This is a genomic window from Roseovarius halophilus (ex Wu et al. 2025) (assembly GCF_047086965.1).
Genome location: NZ_JBKOTX010000002.1, coordinates 36948 through 57754, shown reverse-complemented (window position 1 = coordinate 57754; position 20807 = coordinate 36948). Strand labels below are relative to the sequence as shown.

Here is a 20807-nt window from a genome sequence, read left to right as displayed (position 1 = left end):
CATGGGACGGGTTCAGGACGCCTATTTCGCCCGGGTCGAGGCGGGCGAGTTGCATCACGATGCGGCGCAAGAGGCCGTTTTGGACGAGTTGGAGCGCGTGCGCCTGGCGCTGGAGTACCCGCCTGATCCTCCGAAAAAGGGGCTGCTCCGCAAACCCAAGCCGGTTGAACCGCCCAGGGGACTCTACATGTGGGGCGGGGTCGGGCGCGGCAAGTCCATGCTCATGGACCTGCTTGTCGAACTGGTCGAGGCCCCCAAGCGCCGGGCGCATTTCCATGCCTTCATGCAGTGGGTTCATGCGGAAATCGCCAAGGCTCGCGAAACCGGTGTAGATGACGCGATCAGGCCCGTGGCCGAGGCCCTGTCCGCCGATGTCCGGTTTCTGGCCTTCGACGAGATGCAGATCAGCGATATCACCGATGCCATGATCGTGGGCCGCCTGTTCGAGGCGCTTTTCGCCGCCGGCGTCACCGTCGTCACCACCTCGAACCGGCCGCCCGACGACCTTTATCGCGACGGGCTCAACCGGCAGCTCTTCCTGCCCTTCATCGACCTGATGAAGGAAAAGCTGACGGTCTGGGAACTGGTCAGCGACACCGACTACCGGCAAAGCGTCCTGGCCGGGTCGCCGTCATACTTTACCCCCGCCGACGGGGCGGCACGCGAGAAGATCCGGTCAATCTGGGCGGATTTCACTGGTGGCAAGGCCGAGCCCATGGTGCTGCGCGTCAAGGGGCATGACCTGCACATCCCGGGCTTCTACAACGGCGTGGCGCGGGCAAAGTTCCACGATCTGTGCGGGCGGGCGCTGGGCGCTGCCGATTACCTGGCCCTGGCCGAGGTCGCGCGGGTCCTGATCCTTGAGGATATCCCCCGCCTGAGCCGGTCGAACTTCAACGAGGCCAAGCGCTTCGTCACCCTGATCGACGCGCTCTACGAGGCCCGGGTTCACCTGATCTGCTCTGCCGCCGCCGCGCCCGAGATGCTCTACGTCGAAGGCGAGGGGGTCTTCGAGTTCGAACGCACTGCCAGCCGTCTGCGAGAAATGCAAGGCATGGACTGGGCGGCCGCGTCTGCCTGACGTGGCTGGAAGAAGGCTGGAACAGGTCGGCCGGGGCTATTGCCGGGCCGTCCGCGCCCCGGCGACGCGCTGCCGATCGCCCGCGTGCCCTAGCAGTGGCGCCCCGCCGCAATCTGGATCGACCTCACCCGCCGGATAGACCGGAAACCGGGTGTAGCGGTCGATCATGCTGTCGGTGATCCAGGTGTTGTTGACGCAGAGGTCCTGCGCATTGGTCCCCGAATTGAAGCCGAAGCCGGGGTCGCCGCAGTCGTTGGCGCGCCCGCCGGCGTTCCAGGCCTGTCCCTCGGGCCCGTTGTGCATGCCACCTGTCGGGAAGACCATGCGGCGCGGATCGAAGGACAGGTTCCAGCTAGTGTCAGAGGTCAGTTGTGACAGGCCCCAGCTGCCGATGGGGGTGTCATTGTGGAACCCCTGGATGAAAAAGCCGGTCACGTCATCATGAGTCAAAAGCGGTTCGGTTAGGCGGTCGTCAGGGACCGTCATCCGACCTTCCATCCGATAGCCGTTGTCCCCCTGCCAGCAAAACACGAAATCGGCCGCCGTGGCGGGTGTGGCGAGCATCAGAAAGGCAAGGGCGCGGATCATTCGTTTGCCCTCAGGACATGCCCTGCCAGGTAGAGAGACCCGCAGATCAGGATACGGGCCTCGGGGTGGTCGGCGACGATCGCCTGCAAGGCGCTGTCGAGGTCCGGGGCGGTGGTTGCTGCCAGGCCCGCCTGTGCGGCGGCGCGCGCCGTGGTTTCGGCGGGCAGGGTGGCGGCTTCGCCGGGGATGGAGATCGCCGTAAGGCTCTCGGCATGGCGCGCGAGTGGTGTCATGTAGCCGGCGATGTCCTTGGTGTTGAGCATGCCGCAGACCAGATGCGTGGGGCGCGCGGGCAGCCCGGCGAGCGTGGCCGCCAGCGCCGCGCCCGCCGCCGGGTTGTGCCCCCCATCGAGCCAGAGCTCGGCAGGGCGGACGCGATCGGCCAACGCGCCCTCGGTCAGCTTCTGCATTCGCGCGGGCCAGCTGGCCTGGGTCATGGCGGCCTCGTAGGCCGCTTCGCCAAGCCCCAGCTGACGCAGCGCGGCCAGGGCCATACCGGCGTTCTCCACCTGGTGGGGGCCGGGCAGGCTGGGCAGGGGCAGGTCCAGCAGGCCGGTCTCGTCCTGGTAGGTCAGCCGCGCGCGTTCCTCGGTGATCTGCCAATGCTGACCATGGGCCAGGACAGGGGCCGCCCGCCGCGCGGCCTGCCGCTCGATCACGTCCAGCGCCCCGTCATGCTGGCGCCCGATGATGCAAGGTACGCCCCGCTTGATGATCCCGGCCTTCTCGGCGGCAATCTCGGGCAGGGTGTCGCCCAGGAACTGCTGGTGATCCATGTCCACGGGGGTGATGATTGTCAGCGCCGGGCGGTCAAACACATTGGTTGCGTCCAGCCGCCCGCCGAGGCCCACCTCGAGCAGGGTGTAATCCGCCGGCGTCTCTGCAAAGGCCAGCAGGGCCGCGCAGGTGGTGATCTCGAAATAGGTGATCGGCGCGTCGCCATTGGCGCGGTAGCAGCGGTCGAGAACCCGCGCGAGGTGGTCCTCGGAAATCAGATCACCGGCCAATCGGATTCGTTCGTGGAACCGGGCGAGATGCGGCGAGGTATAGGCATGAACGGTCTGGCCGGCCCCTTCCAGCCCGGCGCGGATCATGGCCTGGGTCGAGCCCTTGCCATTGGTACCAGCGATATGGATCACCGGCGGCAGGCGATCCTGCGGGTTGTCCAGGGCCGCAAGCAGGCGCCAGACCCTGTCAAGCGTCAGGTCGATGATCTTGGGGTGCAGTGCCATCATCCGTTCGAGGATGACGTCGGACCCGGCGCTCACGCCTCGGCGTCCTTTTCCGCTTCGGAACCCTCCGCCGCTTCGTCGGGGGCCTCGTCTGGTGGGGCCATCTCGGCGGGGGGCGGCAAGTCGCCCGCGATGGCCGGGCCCTCGCCCATCAGCATCCGGGTGATCGTGATCAACTCGTCCCGCAACTGGGCCCGCGGTGTGACCCGGTCGAGCATGCCGTGATCCAGCAGGTATTCCGCCCGCTGGAACCCCTCGGGCAGTTTCTCGCGGATGGTCTGTTCGATCACCCGCGCCCCGGCGAAACCGATCAGCGCGTTGGGCTCGGCGATCTGAACATCGCCCAGCATGGCATAGGACGCCGTGACGCCGCCGGTGGTCGGATGGGTCAGCACCACGATGTAGGGCAGGCCCGCCTCCTTGAGCATCTGCACCGCGATGGTGGTGCGCGGCATCTGCATCAGGCCCAGGATGCCTTCCTGCATCCGGGCGCCCCCCGCGGCCGAGAACAGGACCAGCGGACGCCGCGTTTCAATCGCGCGCTCGGTGGCTGCGATGATGGCATTGCCGACATACATCGACATCGACCCGCCCATGAAGGAAAAGTCCTGCCCGGCGGCAACGATGGGGGTGCGACCGATCTCGCCCTCGGCGACCAGCATGGCCTCGCGCTCGCCGGTCTTCCTCTGTGCCGCACGCAGGCGATCGGGGTATTTCTTCTGGTCGCGGAATTTCAGCGGGTCCTCGACCGGTTGGGGCACCGCGACCTCGGTGAAGACGCCGCCGTCGAACAGGGCCTTGAAGCGGTCGCGCGGGGTGATGCCCATGTGATGCCCGCAGGAGGGGCAGACATTCAGCGCCTCTTTCAGCTCTCGGTGAAACAGCATCGTGCCGCATTCATCGCATTTCGACCACAGGTTCTCGGGCACTTCGCGGCGCGAGAAGATCGAGTTGATGCGCGGGCGGACGTAATTGGAAATCCAGTTCATGGGCGCCTCTGACGTTGCGCGACAGGGATAAGGCGGGCGCGAATGGAATGCAATCGGCGGCGGGTCCGGCCCGTTCGGCCCGGTCTGTCGGGCTTGTCCCCGTCCGGCCACCCCATTAAACGGGCGCGGAGGAACGGGCGGAGGAACTCCATGCGCAAGACCATGCTGGCGCTGGCCGGGCTGATCGGGCTGACGGCCTGCGCCGAGGGGCTAGACCTGGCCGGATTGGGGCGCGACGGCACCGGCGAGGGCACCCGCACCCTTGCGCTTCTGGACGGGGCGGTGCGCGTGCGTGGCCCCCGCCGCTACTGCGTGGACCAGTCTGCCAGCGCCGCCGCGCGCGGATTCGCGATCATGGCGGGCTGCGCCGTGCTGTCGGACAGCGCCACGGTGATGCCGGATCGCGCCGGGCTGTTGACGGTGCAGTTCGGGGCGTCGGGAAGCGCCCTTGTCGGCACCGGGGCCGATGACCTGGCTGAGGTCCTGGGCAGCGACGCCGGCCAGGCGCTCATGGCCAGTGGCGACGCGGGTGCCGAGATCGCCGAGGTTGAGGTGCGCGACACGCGCGTTGCCGTGCGGTTCGAGGATCGCGCGGGGCCCCCGCTGCCGGGCACGACCCCTGCGATCTGGCGCGGCTTCGCGGATGTCGGCGACCGGCTGGTCACGGTCTCGGTGCTGAGCTACGCGCGCGATCCGCTGACCCACGAGGCCGGGCGTATCCTGCTTGACCGGACGCTCGATGCGATCGAAAGTGTTAACCGGCCGGCCCCCGGCACCCCCTGAGCGGAGACCCGGACCGGAAATCCCCCGATATCGCCGGTATTTGTTTCCTTTCGCGAAGCGATTTGGCAGGTTCGGTACCGTAAGCGAGGCAAGGCGAAGGCGTCACATGGCAAAGCTGCGCAAAGGGCTGCTGGCATGGTTCGTGAACCGCCGGATGCGGTGGTACTGGTCGCGTGCTGCGGCCCAGGCCCCGCAGACGGAATTGGCGGAATTGCGCCGCCAGCGCACCGCGGCGCGAAATCTGCGGCATACCCTGGATGAGTTGACTTACCAGGCCGACCACCGCCTGGCCCTGCCGCGCATCGGGTCGACGACATTTCCCCGCCCGCAGGGCACCGACTGGTCCTGGCGGCCGCAGGCCTGGCGCGAGGCGCTGCCGGTCAAGGGGCGCGCGGCGATCGAATCGCGCACGACGCTGGGCGAGGAGGTCGCGCTGTTCCACGATTGCCGCATCTCGGAGCTGACCCTGCGCCAGCTGCGCAACACGCGCGAGGCGGATCTCGCTCCCTTTGGCCTGCGCCTGGATGTGTTCCAGTTCGACGGGACCTTCCTGAGCCTTGTCGTCAACCTGCCGCAGGATGCCTGCGACGGGTTGCGCAAGCGGCACCTCATCCGCATGGACATTATCGCCGAGATCGAGACGCCGCTGAAGATCTTTGCGCGCCTGAACGTGCGGCACGGGCCGAATACCGAACAGATCGCACGGGAACTGCCCCTGCAGGAGGGTCAGGTGATGGTCGAGTTCGACCTCGCCTATACCAAACTCAATGAAAAACGGGTCGAGTCCGCCTGGGTCGACCTGATCCTCGAGGGGCCGCAGATGAACCAGGTGACCGTCCGCGATGTCACCTTCTGCCGCGTGCCCCGGGCCGTGCTTTGAAAGGGATGCCATGGACCAGGATGCGACACTGACCAAGCTGCAGATGATCGAGGGGGTCTGGCACGGCGTGCTGAAACGCCCCGGGCACGACGGCTGGCAGCCCGACCTGGCCGTCACGCACCTGGACCAGGAAATCGAGGGCGTCGCGGTCGAACAGGATTTGACCGAAGGTTGCTGGTATGTCCGCGTGCCTATCCCGGCCGAGCGCATCGCGGACGGCGTGCAGACCTTTGTGATCCGCGACCGGTGCACGGATCAGGGTCTTGCCTCCTTCGCCATCGTCGCGGGCGATGCCCTGGCCGAGGATATCCGCGCCGAGATCGGCCTGCTGCGGGCCGAACTGGACATGCTGAAAAAGGCGTTCCGGCGGCATTGTGCAGCGACCATGAGCGACTGAGCCGGCCCCGCATCCCGCCTGACGCAGCGTTGCGCGTGACCTTTGGATCGATGTCCGGCATCAAGCCGCTGAAGGGAGGCGCCATGACCGATTATCCGCACCTGCTGGCCCCGCTGGACCTTGGCTTCACCACGCTGAAGAACCGCGTTCTGATGGGGTCGATGCACACGGGACTGGAGGAAACGAAGGACTGGAACCGTGTGGCCGAGTTCTATGCCGAGCGGGCGCGGGGCGAGGTCGCCCTGATGGTCACCGGTGGGATGGCTCCCAACCGCGAGGGCGGCGTCTTTCCCGGCGCGGCGGGACTTTTCACCCCCGAGGACATCGCCAACCACCGCATCGTCACCGACCGGGTCCACGCGGCGGGCGGCAAGATCGCCATGCAGATCCTGCACGCGGGCCGCTATGCCTACGGAAAGGACTGCGTCGCGCCCTCGGCCATCAAGTCGCCGATCTCGCCGTTTGTCCCGACCGAGTTGGACGAGGCGGGGATCGAGACGCAGATCGCCGATATCGTCACTGCCGCGGCCCGCGCCCGCGAGGCGGGCTATGACGGGATCGAGATCATGGGGTCCGAGGGCTATTTCCTCAATCAGTTCCTTGTCGAACATACCAACAGGCGCACCGACCGCTGGGGCGGCTGCCTGGAAAACCGTCAGCGCCTGCCGGTCGAGGTGGTGCGCCGGGTGCGCGCGGCCGTAGGGCGCGACTTCATCCTGATCTACCGGCTGTCCATGATCGACCTGATCCCCAAGGGCCAGACCTGGGACGAGGTCGTCACACTCGGCAAGAAGATCGAGGCGGCGGGGGCCACCATCATCAACACCGGCATCGGCTGGCACGAGGCGCGCATTCCGACCATCGCCACCAGCGTCCCGCGCCGCGCCTTTTCCTGGGTCACGAAAAAGCTGATGGGGCAGGTGGGTATCCCGGTGATCACCTCGAACCGGATCAACACGCCGCAGGTGGCCGAGGACGTGCTGGGCGAGGGCTGTGCCGATATGGTCTCCATGGCGCGGCCCTTCCTGGCCGATGCGCATTTCGTCAAGAAGGCGGCCAGCGGCAAGGCGGCGCTGATCGCGCCCTGCATCGCCTGCAACCAAGCCTGCCTGGACCATACCTTTTCCATGAAGGTCGCCTCGTGCCTGGTGAACCCGCGCGCCGCGCATGAAACGGAAATCACCCTGGACCCGGCCGCGCAGGCAAAACGGATCGCCGTGGTCGGCGCCGGGCCGGCAGGCCTCTCCGCAGCGGTGACAGCGGGCAGCCGCGGCCACGACGTGACGCTTTTCGACAAGGCCGAGGCCCTGGGCGGGCAACTCAACATGGCGCGCCGCATTCCGGGCAAGGAAGAGTTTCACGGGCTGGTCGACTGGTTCACCGCGAGCGTCGAGGCGGCGGGGGTCAGGACGCGCCTGGGGACAGAGGCGACCGCCGCGATGCTGGCCGATTTTGATGAAGTCATCATTGCCACCGGCGTTGTGCCGCGCGACCCGCAGATCGCGGGGCAGCACGGGCCCAACGTGTTGTCCTACATCGACGTGCTGTATCGCGGCGCGCCTGTAGGCAAGCGCGTGGCGGTGATCGGCGCGGGGGGAATCGGCTTCGACGTGGCCGAATTCCTGACGGTTGACGACAGCCCGACCGAGAATCTGGACGACTGGATGGCGGAATGGGGCGTCGGCGACCCCGAGCAGATGCGCGGCGGGTTGCGGCCCGAGGGGCCGCAACCGGATGCACCGGCCCGGAGGGTCACACTGCTTCAGCGCAAGGCGCAGAAGCTGGGCAAGGGGCTGGGCAAGACGACCGGATGGATTCACCGCGCCAGCCTGCGGATGCGCAACGTTGAGATGATCGGCGGCGTGAATTATGAAAGGATCGACACGGAGGGCCTGCACGTGACATTCGGCGAGGCCCGTGAAAACCCGACCCTGATCGAGGCCGACACGATTGTTCTTTGTGCCGGGCAACATTCCGAGCGCGGCCTGGCCGACGCACTGGAGGCGGCCGGACAGAGCCCGCATGTCATCGGCGGGGCCGATGTCGCGGCGGAGCTTGACGCGAAACGGGCCATTGACCAGGGCGTTCGGCTGGCCGCCGCGCTTTGAGCGTCAAAGCGCGGGGCCCGGACGCGTTTCCGGGCGCTTAACGGTGCGCTGAAAACCCCTAAATTGTCAGGCATGTGCCGCAGTCCTGCCCGATTTCCCGGTCACCCTTTTCGGGTGAACAGGGCCGGGACCGAGGACGCAGGATGGATCGTCTGACCGAGATGGAAGCCTTTGCCACCGTGGTGGACCAGGGCGGATACACAGACGCCGCACGGAAGATGGGGATATCCAAGTCTGCCGTGTCCAAGCACGTCTCGGCGCTGGAGGCGCGTCTCGGGGCGCGGCTGCTCAACCGGACGACGCGCCGCGTCAGCCCGACCGAGATCGGCCTGGCCTACTACGACCGGGCGCGTCGGGTGCTGACCGACGCGGGCGAGGCGGATGCCCTTGTCACTTCGATGCAGTCGGACCCCGCGGGCCTGCTGCGCATCTCGGCGGCCATGGATTTCGGAGTTAATCACCTTTCGCCGATGCTGGGCGATTTCCTGCATGAATTTCCGGATATCACCGTGAACATGGTACTCAACAACCGCTTCGTCGAACTGATCTCCGAAGGCTTCGACATGGCCGTGCGCATCGGCGAGTTGGAGGACAGCAGCCTGCGCGCCCGCAAGCTGACCGAGACCTCGCGGCGGATGGTCGCCAGCCCATCGTATTTCCAGAAACACGGCCGGCCGCAGCGCATCGACGACCTGAACGCACACAAGCTGCTGCACTATTCCAATGCCGCGAATTCCGCCGTCTGGAAACTGACGGCCCCCTCGGGCGAGAAACGCCAGGTGCGCACCGCGGGTTGGCTCACGGTCAACGACGGGCAGTCGCTGCTCAACGCAGCGATCTCGGGGCTGGGCATCGCCTATCTGCCGAGCTTTCTTTATGCTGACGCGATGGAACAGGGCCTGGTCGAGGACGCGATCCCCGACCTCCCGGTGGAAACCCACGGGATCTATGCCGTCTACCCGCCGGGCAGGTTCACCCAGCCCAAGGTGCGCGCCTTCATAGATTTCCTGGCCCATGCATTTGCCGAGAAAGGCCCCGAGCGCTGGTAGCGCCAAGGCGCAGGATCATGCCGGAACAAGGGCCGCCTGTCGTCGCTGCGCTGGCAGGACGGTGATCGCTTTGCAAGGCTGCGGTGTCATAGTCCCAGGTCGGTGGCCAGCCGGGCCACGGCCGCCTCGACCTGCGCGCCATCGGCCCCGCGCACGACGACATGCGTGCCATAGGCCCCGTCCTTCTGAAACGGGTAGGAACCGATGGACAGCTCCGGGTAGGTCTCGGCCAGCCGGGCCAGCGGGGCGGCGACGTCGCCTTCGCCCCGCTCCACGCGCAGGGTCTGGCTCAGCATCGGCGCGCCGCCCACCAGCAGGGGCAGGACGCTGGCCACCATGGCCTGAAAGACGGCAGGCACCCCCGCGAGCACATGCACGTTGCCAAGCGAGAACCCCGGCGCGGCGCTGACGGGGTTGTCGATCAGCGCCGCCCCGTCGGGGATGCGCGCCATGCGCAACCGCGCCTCGTTCAATGTGGTCCCGGCCCGGTCGTAGTGCGCTTGCAGTACCGCGCGCGCGTCGTCGCGAACGTCGATGCCCACGCCGAAGGCTGCGGCCACGCTGTCGGCGGTGATGTCGTCATGGGTTGGCCCGATCCCGCCCGAGGTGAAGACCGTGTCGAAGGCCGCGCGCAGGGCATTCAAGGCGGCGATGATGGCGTCCTGGTCGTCGCTGACCACGCGGACCTCTTTTAGGTCGACGCCGATCCGCGTGAGTTCCCCGGCGAGGAAGTGCATGTTTGAATCGCGGGTGCGCCCGGACAGGATTTCGTCCCCGATGACGAGCATGGCGGCGGTTGGGTTCGGCATGGTCTTCTCCTTCGTTGGGCGCTGGTATAGGTCATGGCTATGCGCTTTGCCACGCCCCTCGTGCCCGGTCGGCTGAAACGCCGCTACATGCGGTTCCTGTCCGACGTGATGCTGGACACGGGCGAAGACGTGAAGGCCCATTGCCCCAATCCCGGTTCCATGCTGGGGCTGAACGCCCCGGGGACAAGGGTCTGGCTCGAGCGCAACGACGACCCGAGGAAGAAACTCGACTGGGGTTGGCGGCTGGCAGAGCTGGACGGCGGCTTCGTCACCATCGACACCTCTCTGGCCAACCGGGTTGTGGGCGAGGCCCTGCGCGCCGGGGCGGTGCCCGCGCTGGCCGGGGCGGGTGCGGTGCGTGCCGAGGTGAAATTCGGCACGGGCAGCCGGGTGGATTTTTGTCTGGGCGGCGACACGTTCGTCGAGGTCAAGTCGGTGACGCTGGCGCGCCGGCCCGGCCTGGCCGAGTTTCCCGACAGTGTGACCAAACGCGGCACCAAACACCTGCATGAGCTGGCCGAGGTCGCCCGGATGGGGCGGCGCGCGGTGATGTTCTACCTGGTCCAGCGCACGGACTGTGTCGACATGAGCCTGGCCGCGGATATCGACCCGGACTATGCCAGCGCCTTCGAGGATGCGCGCGCGGCGGGCGTCGAGGTGATCTGCCATCGCGCCGCGATCACGCCCGAGGCGATCGAGCTTGGCCCCGCCTGCACTTTCCATGGCCCGAATTCGGCGAAATAGACGCAGCGCCGGGCCTTTTGCACCGGGCCGTTTTGCCGTATTCCGGGATCAATCAAGAAGGTAGGTGCCATGGACGACACGCGCGGCAGGATCACGAAGGACGGCATCCGCTTGCACGAGCAGGCGGATTTCGAAGGCATGCATGCGGCCGGTCGCCTGGCGGCCGAGATCCTAGACCGGATCGCCGATCACGTGGTGCCCGGTGCCACCACCGGCGATCTGGACAGGAAGATCACCGACTGGGTGCGCGCGGCCGGGGCGGAGTCTGCAACCATCGGCTACAAGGGGTTCCAGCACGCCAGCTGCATCAGCGTCAATCACGTGGTCTGCCACGGCATTCCCGGCGCGCCGATCCCCAAGGCGCGGTCCGAGACGATTTCGAAGAACTTCGAGAAGCGCCGCGAGGATGACGCGCTGCAGAGCGGCGATATCCTTAACATCGACGTCACGGTGATCCTGGACGGCTGGTTCGGCGACACCAGCCGCATGTTCGTCGCGGGCGGCAAACCCAACCAGAAGGCCGAACGGCTGATACAGGTCACGCATGATGCCCTGATGAAGGGGATCGAGGCCGCGCGGCCGGGCAATACCTTCGGTGACATCGGTCATGCGATCCAGTCCCATGTCGAGGGCCAGCGCATGAGCGTCGTGCGCGATTTCTGCGGCCATGGGCTGGGCCGAGTGTTCCACGCCCCGCCCAACGTGCTGCACTACGGGCGTGCGGGCACCGGCCCGGTTCTCGAAGAGGGCATGTTCTTCACCATCGAACCCATGGTTAACCTGGGCAGACCGGAAACGGTGGTTCTCAAGGACGACTGGACGGCGGTGACCCGGGACAAGCAGCTCTCGGCCCAGTTCGAGCACTCCGTCGGCATCACCGCCGAGGGGGCGGATATCTTCACCCTGTCGCCAGCGGGCTGGTTCCACCCGACCTACTGATCCCCGTCCGGCAGCGGCGCGGCGCGCAGCAGGGTGACATGCGTGTCGCCATAGCGGCGGCTATCGAGCATGGCGAACCCCGCGGACGCGGCCTGCGGCGCGCTGTCTTCCCAGACGATCAGGGCGTCCGGGGCCAGCCAGCCCTGCCGCCGGGCGACACCAAGCGCCGGCCCGCCCAGGCCCTGCCCATAGGGTGGATCAAGAAAGACCAGACCGCAGGGCGCCTCGGCCCGTGGCAGGCGGTCGGCGGCGCAGGTCAGCTGGCGGGCATCCGCCTCGCGCCGCGCCTTGGACAGGTTTTTGCGGATCAGGCGCTGCGCCGTACGGCCCTTGTCCACGAGGGTCGCATGGCTGGCCCCGCGCGACAGCGCCTCGAGCGCCAGCGCGCCGGTCCCGGCGAAAAGGTCCAGCACCCGCGCGCCTTGGGGCAACCCGTAACCCGCCAGCACGTTGAACAGGCTTTCGCGCACCCGGTCCGGCGTGGGGCGCAAATGCGCACTCGCGTCCCCCTTGCCGACCGAGGCGAGCGTGAGTCCGCGATGCTGGCCGCCGATGATCCTCACGCCTTCAGCAGGGCCTTCATGTCGGTTGCCAAATCGGTCACGACCTCGGGTGCGGGGGATTTTCCGGCCTCGATCAGGCGCTTGGCCACCATGTAGGTACGGGCGTCGTTCATCGCGTCCACCGCGATCAGGTCATCGCCCTTGTAATACCAGTGCGACCGGGCTTCGCCACCGTCGCGGACATGCACGGCGTCATAGCCCATGTTCAGCCCGGCGATCTGCAACTTGCAGTCATACTGATCCGACCAGAACCACGGCTTGGGCGCATAGGCCACATCCTCGCCGGCCATGTTCCGGGCCGCGATCTCGGCCATGTCGATGGCATTGCCGACGCTTTCCAGCCGGATGCGCTGGCCCTTGAAATGGCAGGTCGCGCAATCGCCCGCGGCATGGATGTCCGGGTCGGAGGTGCGGCACTGCGGGTCGGTGACGATGCCGTTGTCGATCTCCAGCCCCGCGCCCTCGGCCAGGGCCGTGGCGGGCTGGATGCCGACGCCGACGATGGCGAAATCGACCTCAAGCTCGGTGCCGTCGGTCAGGATCGCGCCGGTGACGCGGTCAGTGCCGGTCAGGTTCTGCAGGCCCACGCCTTCGCGGATATCGACGCCATGCGCACGGTGCAGGTCACGGAAAAAGGCCGAGGTTTCGGGGCAGGCCACGCGTTGCAGGATGCGGTCAGCCATTTCCACGAGGGTGACCTTGACGCCCTTCTTGGCCGCCACTGCCGCGGCCTCCAGACCGATATAGCCGCCACCGATGACAAGCAGCCGCGCACCGTCGCGGAACGCGGGCGCCATGGCGTCTGCATCGCGCAGGTCGCGCACGGTATGGACGCCCTGCAACATGCCGCCGATCTCAGCTGGAAGGGTGCGCGGATGCGCGCCCGTGGTCAGGGCCAGCTTGTCGTAGGTCAGCACCTCGCCGGTATCCAGGTGCAGGGTCTTGTAATGGGCGTCCAGCTGCGTCACCCGCACGCCGGTGCGCAGGGTGATGTTGTTGTCGGAATACCATTGCTCGGGCCGCAGGAAGAGCCGGTCGAGTGTCATGTCACCCAGAAGATAGGCCTTGGATAGCGGCGGGCGCTGATAAGGTGGCACCGGTTCGGCACCGATCAGGGTGATATCGCCGTCAAAACCGCTGTCGCGCAGTTTGGCCACGAGCGATGCCGCCGCCTGTCCACCGCCGATCACGATATGATGCGCCATTATCCACCATCCCCATCTCGCTTTTCCGTGGCGCGACCCTATAGTCCAAGCGGAGCGAAACGCAATTGACGAAAGGGAATGCCGAATGACGATTTCAGTAGGGGACAAGCTGCCCGACGCCAAGGTCCTGCGCATGGGCGCCGAGGGGCCGGAGGAGGTGCAGATCACCGATCTGGCCGGGTCGGGCAAGGTGGTGCTGTTTGGCTTGCCGGGCGCCTACACCGGCACCTGCACAACCGCGCATGTGCCCAGTTTCATCCGCACCAAGGCGGCTTTTGCGGCCAAGGGCGTCGACGCGGTGATCTGCGTCAGCGTCAACGACCCCTTCGTCATGGGCGCCTGGGGCGAGAGCACCGGCGCCGCGCAGGCCGGTGTCCAGATGATCGGTGATGCCTCGGCGGAGTTCACCAAGGCCATCGGCATGAATTTCACCGCGCCGCCGGTTGGCCTGATCGACCGATCCAAGCGGTTCGCCCTGTATGCCGAGGACGGGGTGGTCAGGGTCCTGCACGTCGAGGAAAACCCCGGGGTCTGCGAAACCTCGGGCGGTGAGGCGCTTTTGGCCGAGCTTTGAAATGTCTCCGGGGCGCTGGTCCGGGAATCCATCCCGAACCGGCGCCCCGGTCTTTGCAGGATGCGTGATCCGGGCGTCAGCCCGCCTGCTGGACCATCGTCCGGGTCGGGAAGGGGATTTCCACCCCCTGCTGGTCGAAGGCTTCCTTGACCGCACGGGTCAGGTCGAACTTCAGGTTCCAGTAGTCATCGGCGGCACACCAGGCGCGCACGGAGAAATCTACCGAACTGTCGCCAAGGTTGGTCACCTTCACGAAGGGTTCGGGGTCGGACATGACCCGTTCGTCCCTTGTCACGATGTCGGTGAGGATCGTCTCGGCCGTCTTCAGGTCGGTGCCGTAGGACACGCCGAAAACCAGATCACAACGCCGCGTGTCATAATGCGAGAAGTTGGTGATCGCACCCGAGAAGACATTGCCGTTCGGCACGATGATCTTGACGTTGTCTGGCGTTGTCATCTCGGTCGTGAAGAGGGTGATCTCGTCGACGGTGCCCGACTGGCCGGCCGCGTTGACATAGTCGCCGGCCTTGAAGGGGCGGAAGACGATCAGCATGACCCCCGCGGCCAAGTTTGCCAGAGACCCCTGCAGGGCAAAACCGATGGCCAGACCCACCGCGCCGACCAATGCCGCGAGCGAGGTCGTCTCGATCCCGAATCGTCCAAGGATGAAGATCACCGCGATGGCCAGCACTGCGTAGCGCACCAGGCTGCCAAGGAACCTTGCGAGCGTGAGATCGAATTTCCGGTTCTTCTCGGCGGCCTTGACGATGCGGCCCCTGAGCCAACCGCTCAGCCAGAGCGCGACAACGAAGATCGCCAATGCGACGGCGATATTCAGGACAAGGTCGAAAATGAAGTCTTCTGACATGGCAACAGCCCCTGTGGTGAATCACACTGGAACCGGACAATAGTCCCGGCCCGGGTGTCGCACTAGCCATGCGACCGGGGCGGTGCAACTCCCCCGGTCGGGGAAAGTTGCGCCGCCGGTCCCCTCAGGCGGACAGTTTGTCCATTTTCTGGGCAAGCTTCAGGTCCAGCTCGCTCAGCCCGCCGATGTCATGGGTCGAGAGCGTCACCTCGACCGTCTTGAAGACGTTGAACCATTCGGGGTGGTGGTTCAGTTTCTCGGCCCAGATCGCCGCGCGGGACATGAAGCCCCAGGCCTCGACGAAATTGGCGAAGGTGAAGGTCTTGGTCACCGCGTCGCGACCCTCGACGGCGGTCCAGCCCGCCTCTTGCAGGGTCTTGCGCCCGGCGTCGTCTATCGCATCGGCCATTGTGATCTCCTTTGCTCAGTCGTGGTCCTCGGTCTCGGCCCGGCGGAACGGGCCATAGCTGGTCAGCACTTCGACCTCTTCGTCAACCGCGCGGCGCTCGGCCTGCAGGTAGTTTTCCACAGCATCGCGGAACCCGTCATCGGCGAACCAGTGGAGCGAATGCGTGGTCACGGGCAGGTAGCCGCGTGCCAGTTTGTGTTCCCCCTGCGCGCCCGCCTCGACCGTGCGAAGCCCATGTGCGATGGCATGGTCGATGGCCTGATAATAACAGATCTCGAAATGCAGGAAGGGATGATGCTCGGTGCAGCCCCAATAGCGCCCGAACAGGTTGTGCCGACCGATCAGGTTCATGGCCCCTGCGACGGGTTGCCCGTCACGCTGGGCGAAGACCAGAAGGATGTCGTCGCGCAGCCTTTCATGGGCGATGTCGAAGAAGGCCCGCGTCAGGTAGGGCGTGCCCCATTTGCGCGCACCGGTGTCCTGGTAGAAGGTCCACATCGCGTCCCAGTGTTCGGGCCGGATCGCATCGCCGGTCAGTTGCACGATCTCGCCGCCGAAATCCTGCGCCTCGCGGCGCTCCTTGCGCAGGGTCTTGCGCTTGCGGCTGGACAGGTGGGCCAGGAAATCTTCCCAGTCGGCATAGCCGTTGTTGGCCCAGTGGTATTGCTGCGACGTGCGGCGCAGCAGTCCCGCCTCTTCCCCGGCCAGCGCCTCGTCTTGTGTGCAGAAGGTCGCGTGGACCGAGGACAACCCGTTGTCCGAGGCCAGTTGAACCGCCCCCTGCACCAGCGCTGCAATGCCCTGCGTCTCGTGCCCCGGCCGGGTCAGGAAACGGCGGCCGGTCACCGGGGTGAAGGGGACGGCGATCTGCAGCTTGGGGTAGTAGCGCCCGCCCGCGCGTTCATAGGCATGGGCGAAATTATGGTCGAACATGTATTCGCCCTGGCTGTGCGATTTGCCATACAAAGGGGCGACGGCGATGATCTTTCCGCCGCTGCGGGCGGCCAGATAGTGCGGCTCCCAGCCGGTGCCGGGGCCGGTGCTACCACTGTCCTCCAGCGCAGTCAGGAACCTGTGTGTGGTAAAGGGGTCGATGGGCGGGCCCCCGTCGCTGGCCTCTGGGCAGGCGCAGGCATCCCAGTCGGCGGCCGGAATCTCCGACAGGCTTCGATGTGCGGTGATCTCGATCGGCGAGGCGTCCATTCCCTGAAAATTGGCGCAGGGGGCCGAAGGGTCAAGCCAGGTAGCCTTCGAAAGTCACCTGGTCGGCGCCGTTTGCCAGCGCCGTGGCCTGATCGGTGTTCGACCGGATGGTCCAGCAGAAGACGCGCAGCCCCTTCGCCTTGGCGGCGCTGACGGCGGGGCTGGTCAGGTCGGTCCACTGGTGGCTGATGAAATCCGCGCCCAGGGGGGCAAGGTCGGGCAGGCCGCGCAGGGCGTCCAGCCGCGCCCGGGGCACGGTCGGCCAGTCGTCCGGTATGAAGGCGCAGGTCGTCAAGCCCCGCGGCAGATCGGGCAGCAATTGGCCCATGCGCGCCACGGAATGCGGGTTGAAGGACATCACCGCCGCCGGGCCGGGATAGTCGGCAAGACAGGCGGCGGCGGCTTCTTCCAGTGGGCCGACGTCCGCCCCCAGCGCGCCGTCCTGGTCCTTGACCTCGATCAGCAGGGGAACGGCACCGGCGACCTGGTCGAGGACCTGGCGCAGGGTCGGGATGCCTTCTTCGCTTCCGTTGAGCTGGATCGCCGAAAGGTCTTGCGCGCTGTGCTGGCGCACCGGCCCCCGCGCACCGGTCAGCCGATCCAGCGCATAGTCATGGAACACCATGGCCTGGCCATCTCTGGAAAGCTGCAGGTCGATCTCGATACCGTAGCCGGCGCTGATGGCCGCGTCGATGGCTGAGCGGCTGTTCTCGGGCCGCCCCGGCCCGTGCAGCGCCCGGTGAGCGAAGGGGTGTGCGTGAAAGCCGGTCGGCAGCATCAGTCGATCTCGAAGAGGCCCTCGATCTCGACGGCCACCCCAAGCGGAAGGGCGGCAGCGGAGACAGCCGAGCGGGCGTGGCGCCCGGCCTCGCCCAGGGTCTCGACCATGAAATCGCTTGCGCCGTTGATCACCTTTGGCTGGTCGGTGAAGTCTGGGGTGGAATTGACAAAGCCGGTCAGTTTGACGACCCGCACCAGCCTGTCGAGATCGCCGTCGCAGGCGGCCTTGAGCTGGGCCAGAAGACTGATCGCGCAGAGCCGGGCCGCGGCGGCGCCCTGATCGACGGTCATGGTGTCCCCCAGCTTGCCCTTGACCGGGCCATCGGCGTCCATGGCGATCTGGCCCGAGACATGCACCAGGGATCCGCTTTGCACGAAAGCCACGTAGTTGGCCGCCGGGGCGGGCGCGTCGGGCAGGGCGACGCCAAGTTCGGCAAGACGCGATTCGATGGTCATTTGCGGGCTCCCTGACGTTGCTTGGCCGCGACGCTAGCCCCAATCCGGCAGCCGTGAAAGCCCCAATGCTACCCCTCCCGAAAAGTGCGCGAGATGTAATCCATGAGCGGCTGGGTCAGATAGGCCATGGGCGTGCGGTCCACGGTGCGGATGAAGGTCTCGACCGGCATGCCGGGGATCAGGGTTGTGCCCTCGGGCAGGCGCTCGGCCTCGTCCGCGTTCAGCACCACCTTGGCCTCGTAGTAGCTGCGGCCCGTCGTCTCGTCGGTGAAGGCATCGGCCGAGACCTGGCGCACGGTGCCGAACAGCGCGGGGGTGCGGCGCCGGTCCAGCGAGGAAAAGCGCAGCGTCACCTCCTGCCCGCGCCGGACTGAATCGATGTCCGTAGGCGCCACCCGGGCGGCGATCACCAGAGGCCGGTCCTGCGGCACGAGGTAGAGGACAGGGTCCGCCGGGCGTATCACCGCGCCGGCGCCGAAGACCGTCAGCCCGTGGACCGCGCCCGAGACGGGCGCGCGAATCTCCAGTCGGTCCAGGCGGCGTTGCAGATCGGCCCGCTGCTCGCGCAGCTCCAGCTCGTTGAATTGCAGGTCGCGCAGGCGGGTGATCGCCTCTTCCCGGCGGCCGGTGCGCAGGCGGATGATCTCGAGCGCCAGTCCGGTGATCTTCTCCTCGGCTTCGGCCTTGCGGGCGGCGAGGTTCCCCGCCTGCCCCGACAAACGGGCCTTTTCACGTTCCAGCATCAGGACTGTTCCCGCCTGGGCCAGACCTCGCTCCAGCAGGGATCGCTGGCTTGTCAGTTCCTGCTCGATCAGCGCGAGCTGACGGTCCACCGCCGCCTGCTGCGCCTCGATCCCCGAGACCTGGCTGCGCACCTGCCCGGCGCGGCGGTGCAACTGCTCGGCCTCTTGCGCTGCGGTTTCCAGACGGGCGCGGAACAGTCGTTCCTGCCCCTGCATCAGCTCCGTCGTCGCAGCGCTGCCGGCTGCATGCAGGATCGGGTCGAATGACAGCCTTTCGGCATGGTCCCGCTCGGCCTCATAGCGGGCACGGCGGGCGAGGATCTCGAACAACTGCCCCTCGATGATGGTCAGTTGCGCCGCCAGGTCGCCCGGGTCCAGCCGCATCAGCACCGTGCCCGCGGGCACAGTGTCGCCCTCGGACACAAGGATGTCGCGCACCACGCCGCCGTCGATGTGCTGGACGACCTGTCGGTTCTGCTCGACCTCGATCCGGCCCGAGGCGATCACCGCCCCGGTGATCTGCGCGGTGACGGCCCAGCCGCGCCGAAGCCGCCCAGCAGCAGCAGCAGCGACAGCAGCCCGATCACAACCGGGCGGCGCACCGGCCAGCGGCGGGTTCGCCCGCTCATGTCATGCCCGTGCCGCCGACCGCGCGGGGCGTCGCGATCGAGGCGTGGTTCGCGACGACCTTTTTCATGATGGCGTCGCGTGGCCCGCAGGCCCGCGCCATCCCGTTTTCAAGGTAGAGAATCCGGTCGCATTCCTGGATCGCGGCGGGCCGATGGGCCATGATGAAGATGGCGCGGCCCTCGGCCTTCATCGCGCGGACCGCCGCGTTGAGCGCCTGCGAACCCTCGTTGTCGAGGTGGGCGTTGGGTTCGTCCAGCACCAGAACCACCGGGCCGCCATAAAGCGCGCGGGCCAGTCCGATCCGCTGAGCCTGCCCGCCGGACAGGCGTCCGCCTGTCGTATCCACCCGGCTGTCGTAGCCCTCGGGCAATTTCAGGATCATGTCATGGGCGGCGGCCTGTTTCGCGGCGGCGACGACTGCGGCATCGTCGTGGACGTCGGACATCCGGGCGATGTTGTCCTTGATCGTGCCCTCGAAGAGCCGCACGCGCTGCGGCAGATAGCCGATATGCCTGCCCAGCCTGTCTGGGTCGTATTGGTCCAACGCCGCGCCATCGAGCCGGATATTGCCCCCGGACGGCGGCCACAGACCGATGAGCGCCTTGGCCAGGGTCGACTTGCCTGTGGCGGAGGCCCCGATCACACCCATGGCCTGCCCCGGTTCCAGCCGGAAGTCGACCCTGCGCAGGGTGGCGCTTGTCTGGCCCGGAGGCATGACGGTGACATCGCGGGCCTCGACCAGGGCGCGGGGGGCCGGCAATGCTGTGCGCGGGGGCGCTGGTGATGCCACGCCCAGCAACCTTGCCAGGCTGCGCCAGGCGTCGATCCCGCGGTGCACCACGGCCCATTGGTTGATCAGCGTCTCGACCGGGGCAAGCGCGCGGCCCAGCAGGATTGACGCCGCGATCATGGCCCCCGCGGTCAGTTGATCCTGCAGCACGAGGTAGGCGCCAAGGCCCAGCATGGCCGACTGCAGGAACAGCCGGAATGCCCGCGTCACCGCGGAAAACGTGCCCGCGTGATCCCCGGCCTGCAGGCTGGCCTCCAAAGTGTGGCCGCGCAGGTGTTCCCAGCGGTCCTGCGTTGCCGCGCGCATGCCCAAGGCGAGCACCATCTCGGCCTCGCTGCGCAGGGTTTGGCCCAGCGCCTCGGCGCGGTAGGCGGCGGCATTGGCCTCGGCCAGCGGGGCGCGGGTGGTGACCTGGTTGGCCAGGGCCAGCCCGATCAGTAGCCCGCCCCCGACAATGGCCAGATGGCCCAGCCAGGGGTGGAAGATGAAGATGCCCAGCAGGAAGATCGGGGTCCAGGGCAGGTCGAAAAGCGCCAGCAGCACCGGCGAGGTGATCAGCCGTTGCAGGCCTGTGATATCCCGCTGGCCCGTCGCGGCCTCTTGCGGGGCGCGCGCCGTGGCGCGGGGATCGAGGGTGGCCATGAAGACCCGCCGGTCCAGCGCGGACTGGAACCGCGCCCCGGCCCGGCCCATGATCCGGCCCCGCGCGTAATCCAGCAGCGCCATCATTGCATAGAGAAAGCCCACCAGAACCGAGAGCGCCGCCAGCGTTTCCACGGACCGCGATCCCAGCACCCTGTCATAGACGTTGAGCATGTAGAGCGGGCCGGTCAGCATGAGCGCGTTGACGAAGACGCTGAACAGGGCCACGAACCAGAACAGCCCGCGCGACTGCCGCAGGGCCGCGCGCAGCTCCTGCCGGCCTGTGGCGATCTCGGCCTGTGTCGGGTCGGTGTGTTTCATGGGCGTGTTCTTGCCAATCCTCTT

The 20807-nt window shown here is 67.1% G+C and carries 21 protein-coding genes and 1 pseudogene; 9 read left to right on the top strand and 13 right to left on the bottom strand.

The features are described 5' to 3' along the window. Nucleotide 1 precedes the first annotated feature (1 nt). Nucleotides 2-1081, top strand: a complete 1080-nt coding sequence (gene zapE, locus ACH107_RS00715; RefSeq protein ID WP_412504205.1) for a cell division protein ZapE — start codon at nt 2-4, stop codon at nt 1079-1081. A gap of 36 nt (nt 1082-1117) precedes the next feature. Here the strand turns inward: zapE and ACH107_RS00710 are convergent, their stop codons facing one another. Genes ACH107_RS00710 through accD form a run of 3 tightly spaced genes read right to left on the bottom strand, consistent with a single transcriptional unit; the run spans nt 1118 to nt 3890 of the window. Beyond that, on the bottom strand, nt 1118-1669 hold the full coding sequence (locus ACH107_RS00710) for a hypothetical protein (RefSeq protein WP_310690140.1): 552 nt from the start codon (nt 1667-1669) through the stop codon (nt 1118-1120). After that, nucleotides 1666-2904: a bifunctional folylpolyglutamate synthase/dihydrofolate synthase gene (locus ACH107_RS00705; protein ID WP_412504225.1), complete on the bottom strand. Its 1239-nt coding sequence runs from the start codon at nt 2902-2904 to the stop codon at nt 1666-1668. Before ACH107_RS00705 ends, ACH107_RS00710 begins: the two co-directional genes overlap by 4 nt. Before the next feature lie 29 nt (nt 2905-2933). Then, entirely contained in the window at nt 2934-3890 is a 957-nt protein-coding gene (accD, locus tag ACH107_RS00700; protein ID WP_310690139.1) for an acetyl-CoA carboxylase, carboxyltransferase subunit beta, read from the bottom strand. A 150-nt stretch (nt 3891-4040) separates the two neighbouring features. On the opposite strand from accD, the gene ACH107_RS00695 reads away from it, so the two are divergent. The 5 genes from ACH107_RS00695 to ACH107_RS00675 all read left to right on the top strand — a co-directional run bounded on the left by ACH107_RS00695 (nt 4041) and on the right by ACH107_RS00675 (nt 9107). Then, entirely contained in the window at nt 4041-4673 is a 633-nt protein-coding gene (locus ACH107_RS00695; protein ID WP_412504204.1) for a hypothetical protein, read from the top strand. A gap of 106 nt (nt 4674-4779) precedes the next feature. Next, nucleotides 4780-5553 (top strand): DUF6478 family protein, encoded by a 774-nt coding sequence (locus tag ACH107_RS00690; protein ID WP_412504203.1) that lies wholly within the window; start codon nt 4780-4782, stop codon nt 5551-5553. Nucleotides 5554-5563: 10 nt separating this feature from the next. Continuing rightward, nucleotides 5564-5950 (top strand): hypothetical protein, encoded by a 387-nt coding sequence (locus tag ACH107_RS00685; RefSeq protein WP_412504202.1) that lies wholly within the window; start codon nt 5564-5566, stop codon nt 5948-5950. A gap of 83 nt (nt 5951-6033) precedes the next feature. Next, complete coding sequence (locus ACH107_RS00680; protein WP_412504201.1) at nt 6034-8058, top strand: FAD-dependent oxidoreductase; 2025 nt, start codon at nt 6034-6036, stop codon at nt 8056-8058. Nucleotides 8059-8201: 143 nt separating this feature from the next. Then, nucleotides 8202-9107: a LysR family transcriptional regulator gene (locus ACH107_RS00675; protein WP_412504200.1), complete on the top strand. Its 906-nt coding sequence runs from the start codon at nt 8202-8204 to the stop codon at nt 9105-9107. Nucleotides 9108-9193: 86 nt separating this feature from the next. On the opposite strand, the gene ACH107_RS00670 is transcribed toward ACH107_RS00675, so the two are convergent. Continuing rightward, entirely contained in the window at nt 9194-9916 is a 723-nt protein-coding gene (locus ACH107_RS00670; RefSeq protein ID WP_412504199.1) for a competence/damage-inducible protein A, read from the bottom strand. A gap of 39 nt (nt 9917-9955) precedes the next feature. Between ACH107_RS00670 and sfsA the strand changes: the two genes are divergently transcribed. Both sfsA and map read left to right on the top strand, forming a co-directional pair. Beyond that, nucleotides 9956-10660: a DNA/RNA nuclease SfsA gene (gene sfsA, locus ACH107_RS00665; protein ID WP_412504224.1), complete on the top strand. Its 705-nt coding sequence runs from the start codon at nt 9956-9958 to the stop codon at nt 10658-10660. A 69-nt stretch (nt 10661-10729) separates the two neighbouring features. Further along, the gene (gene map / locus ACH107_RS00660; RefSeq protein ID WP_310690131.1) at nt 10730-11599 is read left to right on the top strand and encodes a type I methionyl aminopeptidase; all 870 of its coding nucleotides are present in this window, start codon (nt 10730-10732) and stop codon (nt 11597-11599) included. Here the strand turns inward: map and rsmD are convergent. Next, nucleotides 11593-12162: a 16S rRNA (guanine(966)-N(2))-methyltransferase RsmD gene (gene rsmD / locus ACH107_RS00655; protein ID WP_412504198.1), complete on the bottom strand. Its 570-nt coding sequence runs from the start codon at nt 12160-12162 to the stop codon at nt 11593-11595. The two genes, map and rsmD, sit on opposite strands and share 7 nt — an antisense overlap. Next, nucleotides 12159-13367 carry an NAD(P)/FAD-dependent oxidoreductase gene (locus ACH107_RS00650; RefSeq protein ID WP_412504197.1) on the bottom strand — a complete coding sequence of 403 codons (1209 nt, stop codon included), beginning with the start codon at nt 13365-13367 and terminating at the stop codon, nt 12159-12161. The genes rsmD and ACH107_RS00650 overlap by 4 nt, the downstream gene beginning before the upstream one ends. Before the next feature lie 85 nt (nt 13368-13452). Between ACH107_RS00650 and ACH107_RS00645 the strand changes: the two genes are divergently transcribed. Then, nucleotides 13453-13941 carry a peroxiredoxin gene (locus tag ACH107_RS00645; RefSeq protein WP_310690128.1) on the top strand — a complete coding sequence of 163 codons (489 nt, stop codon included), beginning with the start codon at nt 13453-13455 and terminating at the stop codon, nt 13939-13941. Nucleotides 13942-14017: 76 nt separating this feature from the next. Here ACH107_RS00645 and ACH107_RS00640 read toward each other — a convergent pair whose 3' ends face one another. From ACH107_RS00640 to ACH107_RS00610, 7 genes and pseudogenes are all read right to left on the bottom strand, one after another. After that, the gene (locus ACH107_RS00640; RefSeq protein WP_412504196.1) at nt 14018-14809 is read right to left on the bottom strand and encodes a mechanosensitive ion channel family protein; all 792 of its coding nucleotides are present in this window, start codon (nt 14807-14809) and stop codon (nt 14018-14020) included. A 124-nt stretch (nt 14810-14933) separates the two neighbouring features. Then, nucleotides 14934-15218, bottom strand: coding sequence for a 4a-hydroxytetrahydrobiopterin dehydratase (locus ACH107_RS00635; protein WP_412504195.1), 285 nt, complete (start codon nt 15216-15218; stop codon nt 14934-14936). A gap of 15 nt (nt 15219-15233) precedes the next feature. Further along, nucleotides 15234-16421, bottom strand: a complete 1188-nt coding sequence (locus ACH107_RS00630) for a GNAT family N-acetyltransferase (RefSeq protein WP_412504194.1) — start codon at nt 16419-16421, stop codon at nt 15234-15236. 31 nt (nt 16422-16452) lie between these two features. Beyond that, the gene (locus tag ACH107_RS00625; protein WP_412504193.1) at nt 16453-17199 is read right to left on the bottom strand and encodes a glycerophosphodiester phosphodiesterase family protein; all 747 of its coding nucleotides are present in this window, start codon (nt 17197-17199) and stop codon (nt 16453-16455) included. After that, nucleotides 17199-17657, bottom strand: coding sequence for a RidA family protein (locus ACH107_RS00620; RefSeq protein WP_310690123.1), 459 nt, complete (start codon nt 17655-17657; stop codon nt 17199-17201). Before ACH107_RS00620 ends, ACH107_RS00625 begins: the two co-directional genes overlap by 1 nt. A 68-nt stretch (nt 17658-17725) precedes the next feature. Beyond that, a pseudogene (locus tag ACH107_RS00615) lies at nt 17726-19029 on the bottom strand (HlyD family type I secretion periplasmic adaptor subunit). Then, complete coding sequence (locus ACH107_RS00610; protein WP_412504192.1) at nt 19026-20783, bottom strand: type I secretion system permease/ATPase; 1758 nt, start codon at nt 20781-20783, stop codon at nt 19026-19028. Before ACH107_RS00610 ends, ACH107_RS00615 begins: the two are co-directional and overlap by 4 nt. Between the last annotated feature and the right edge of the window lie 24 nt (nt 20784-20807).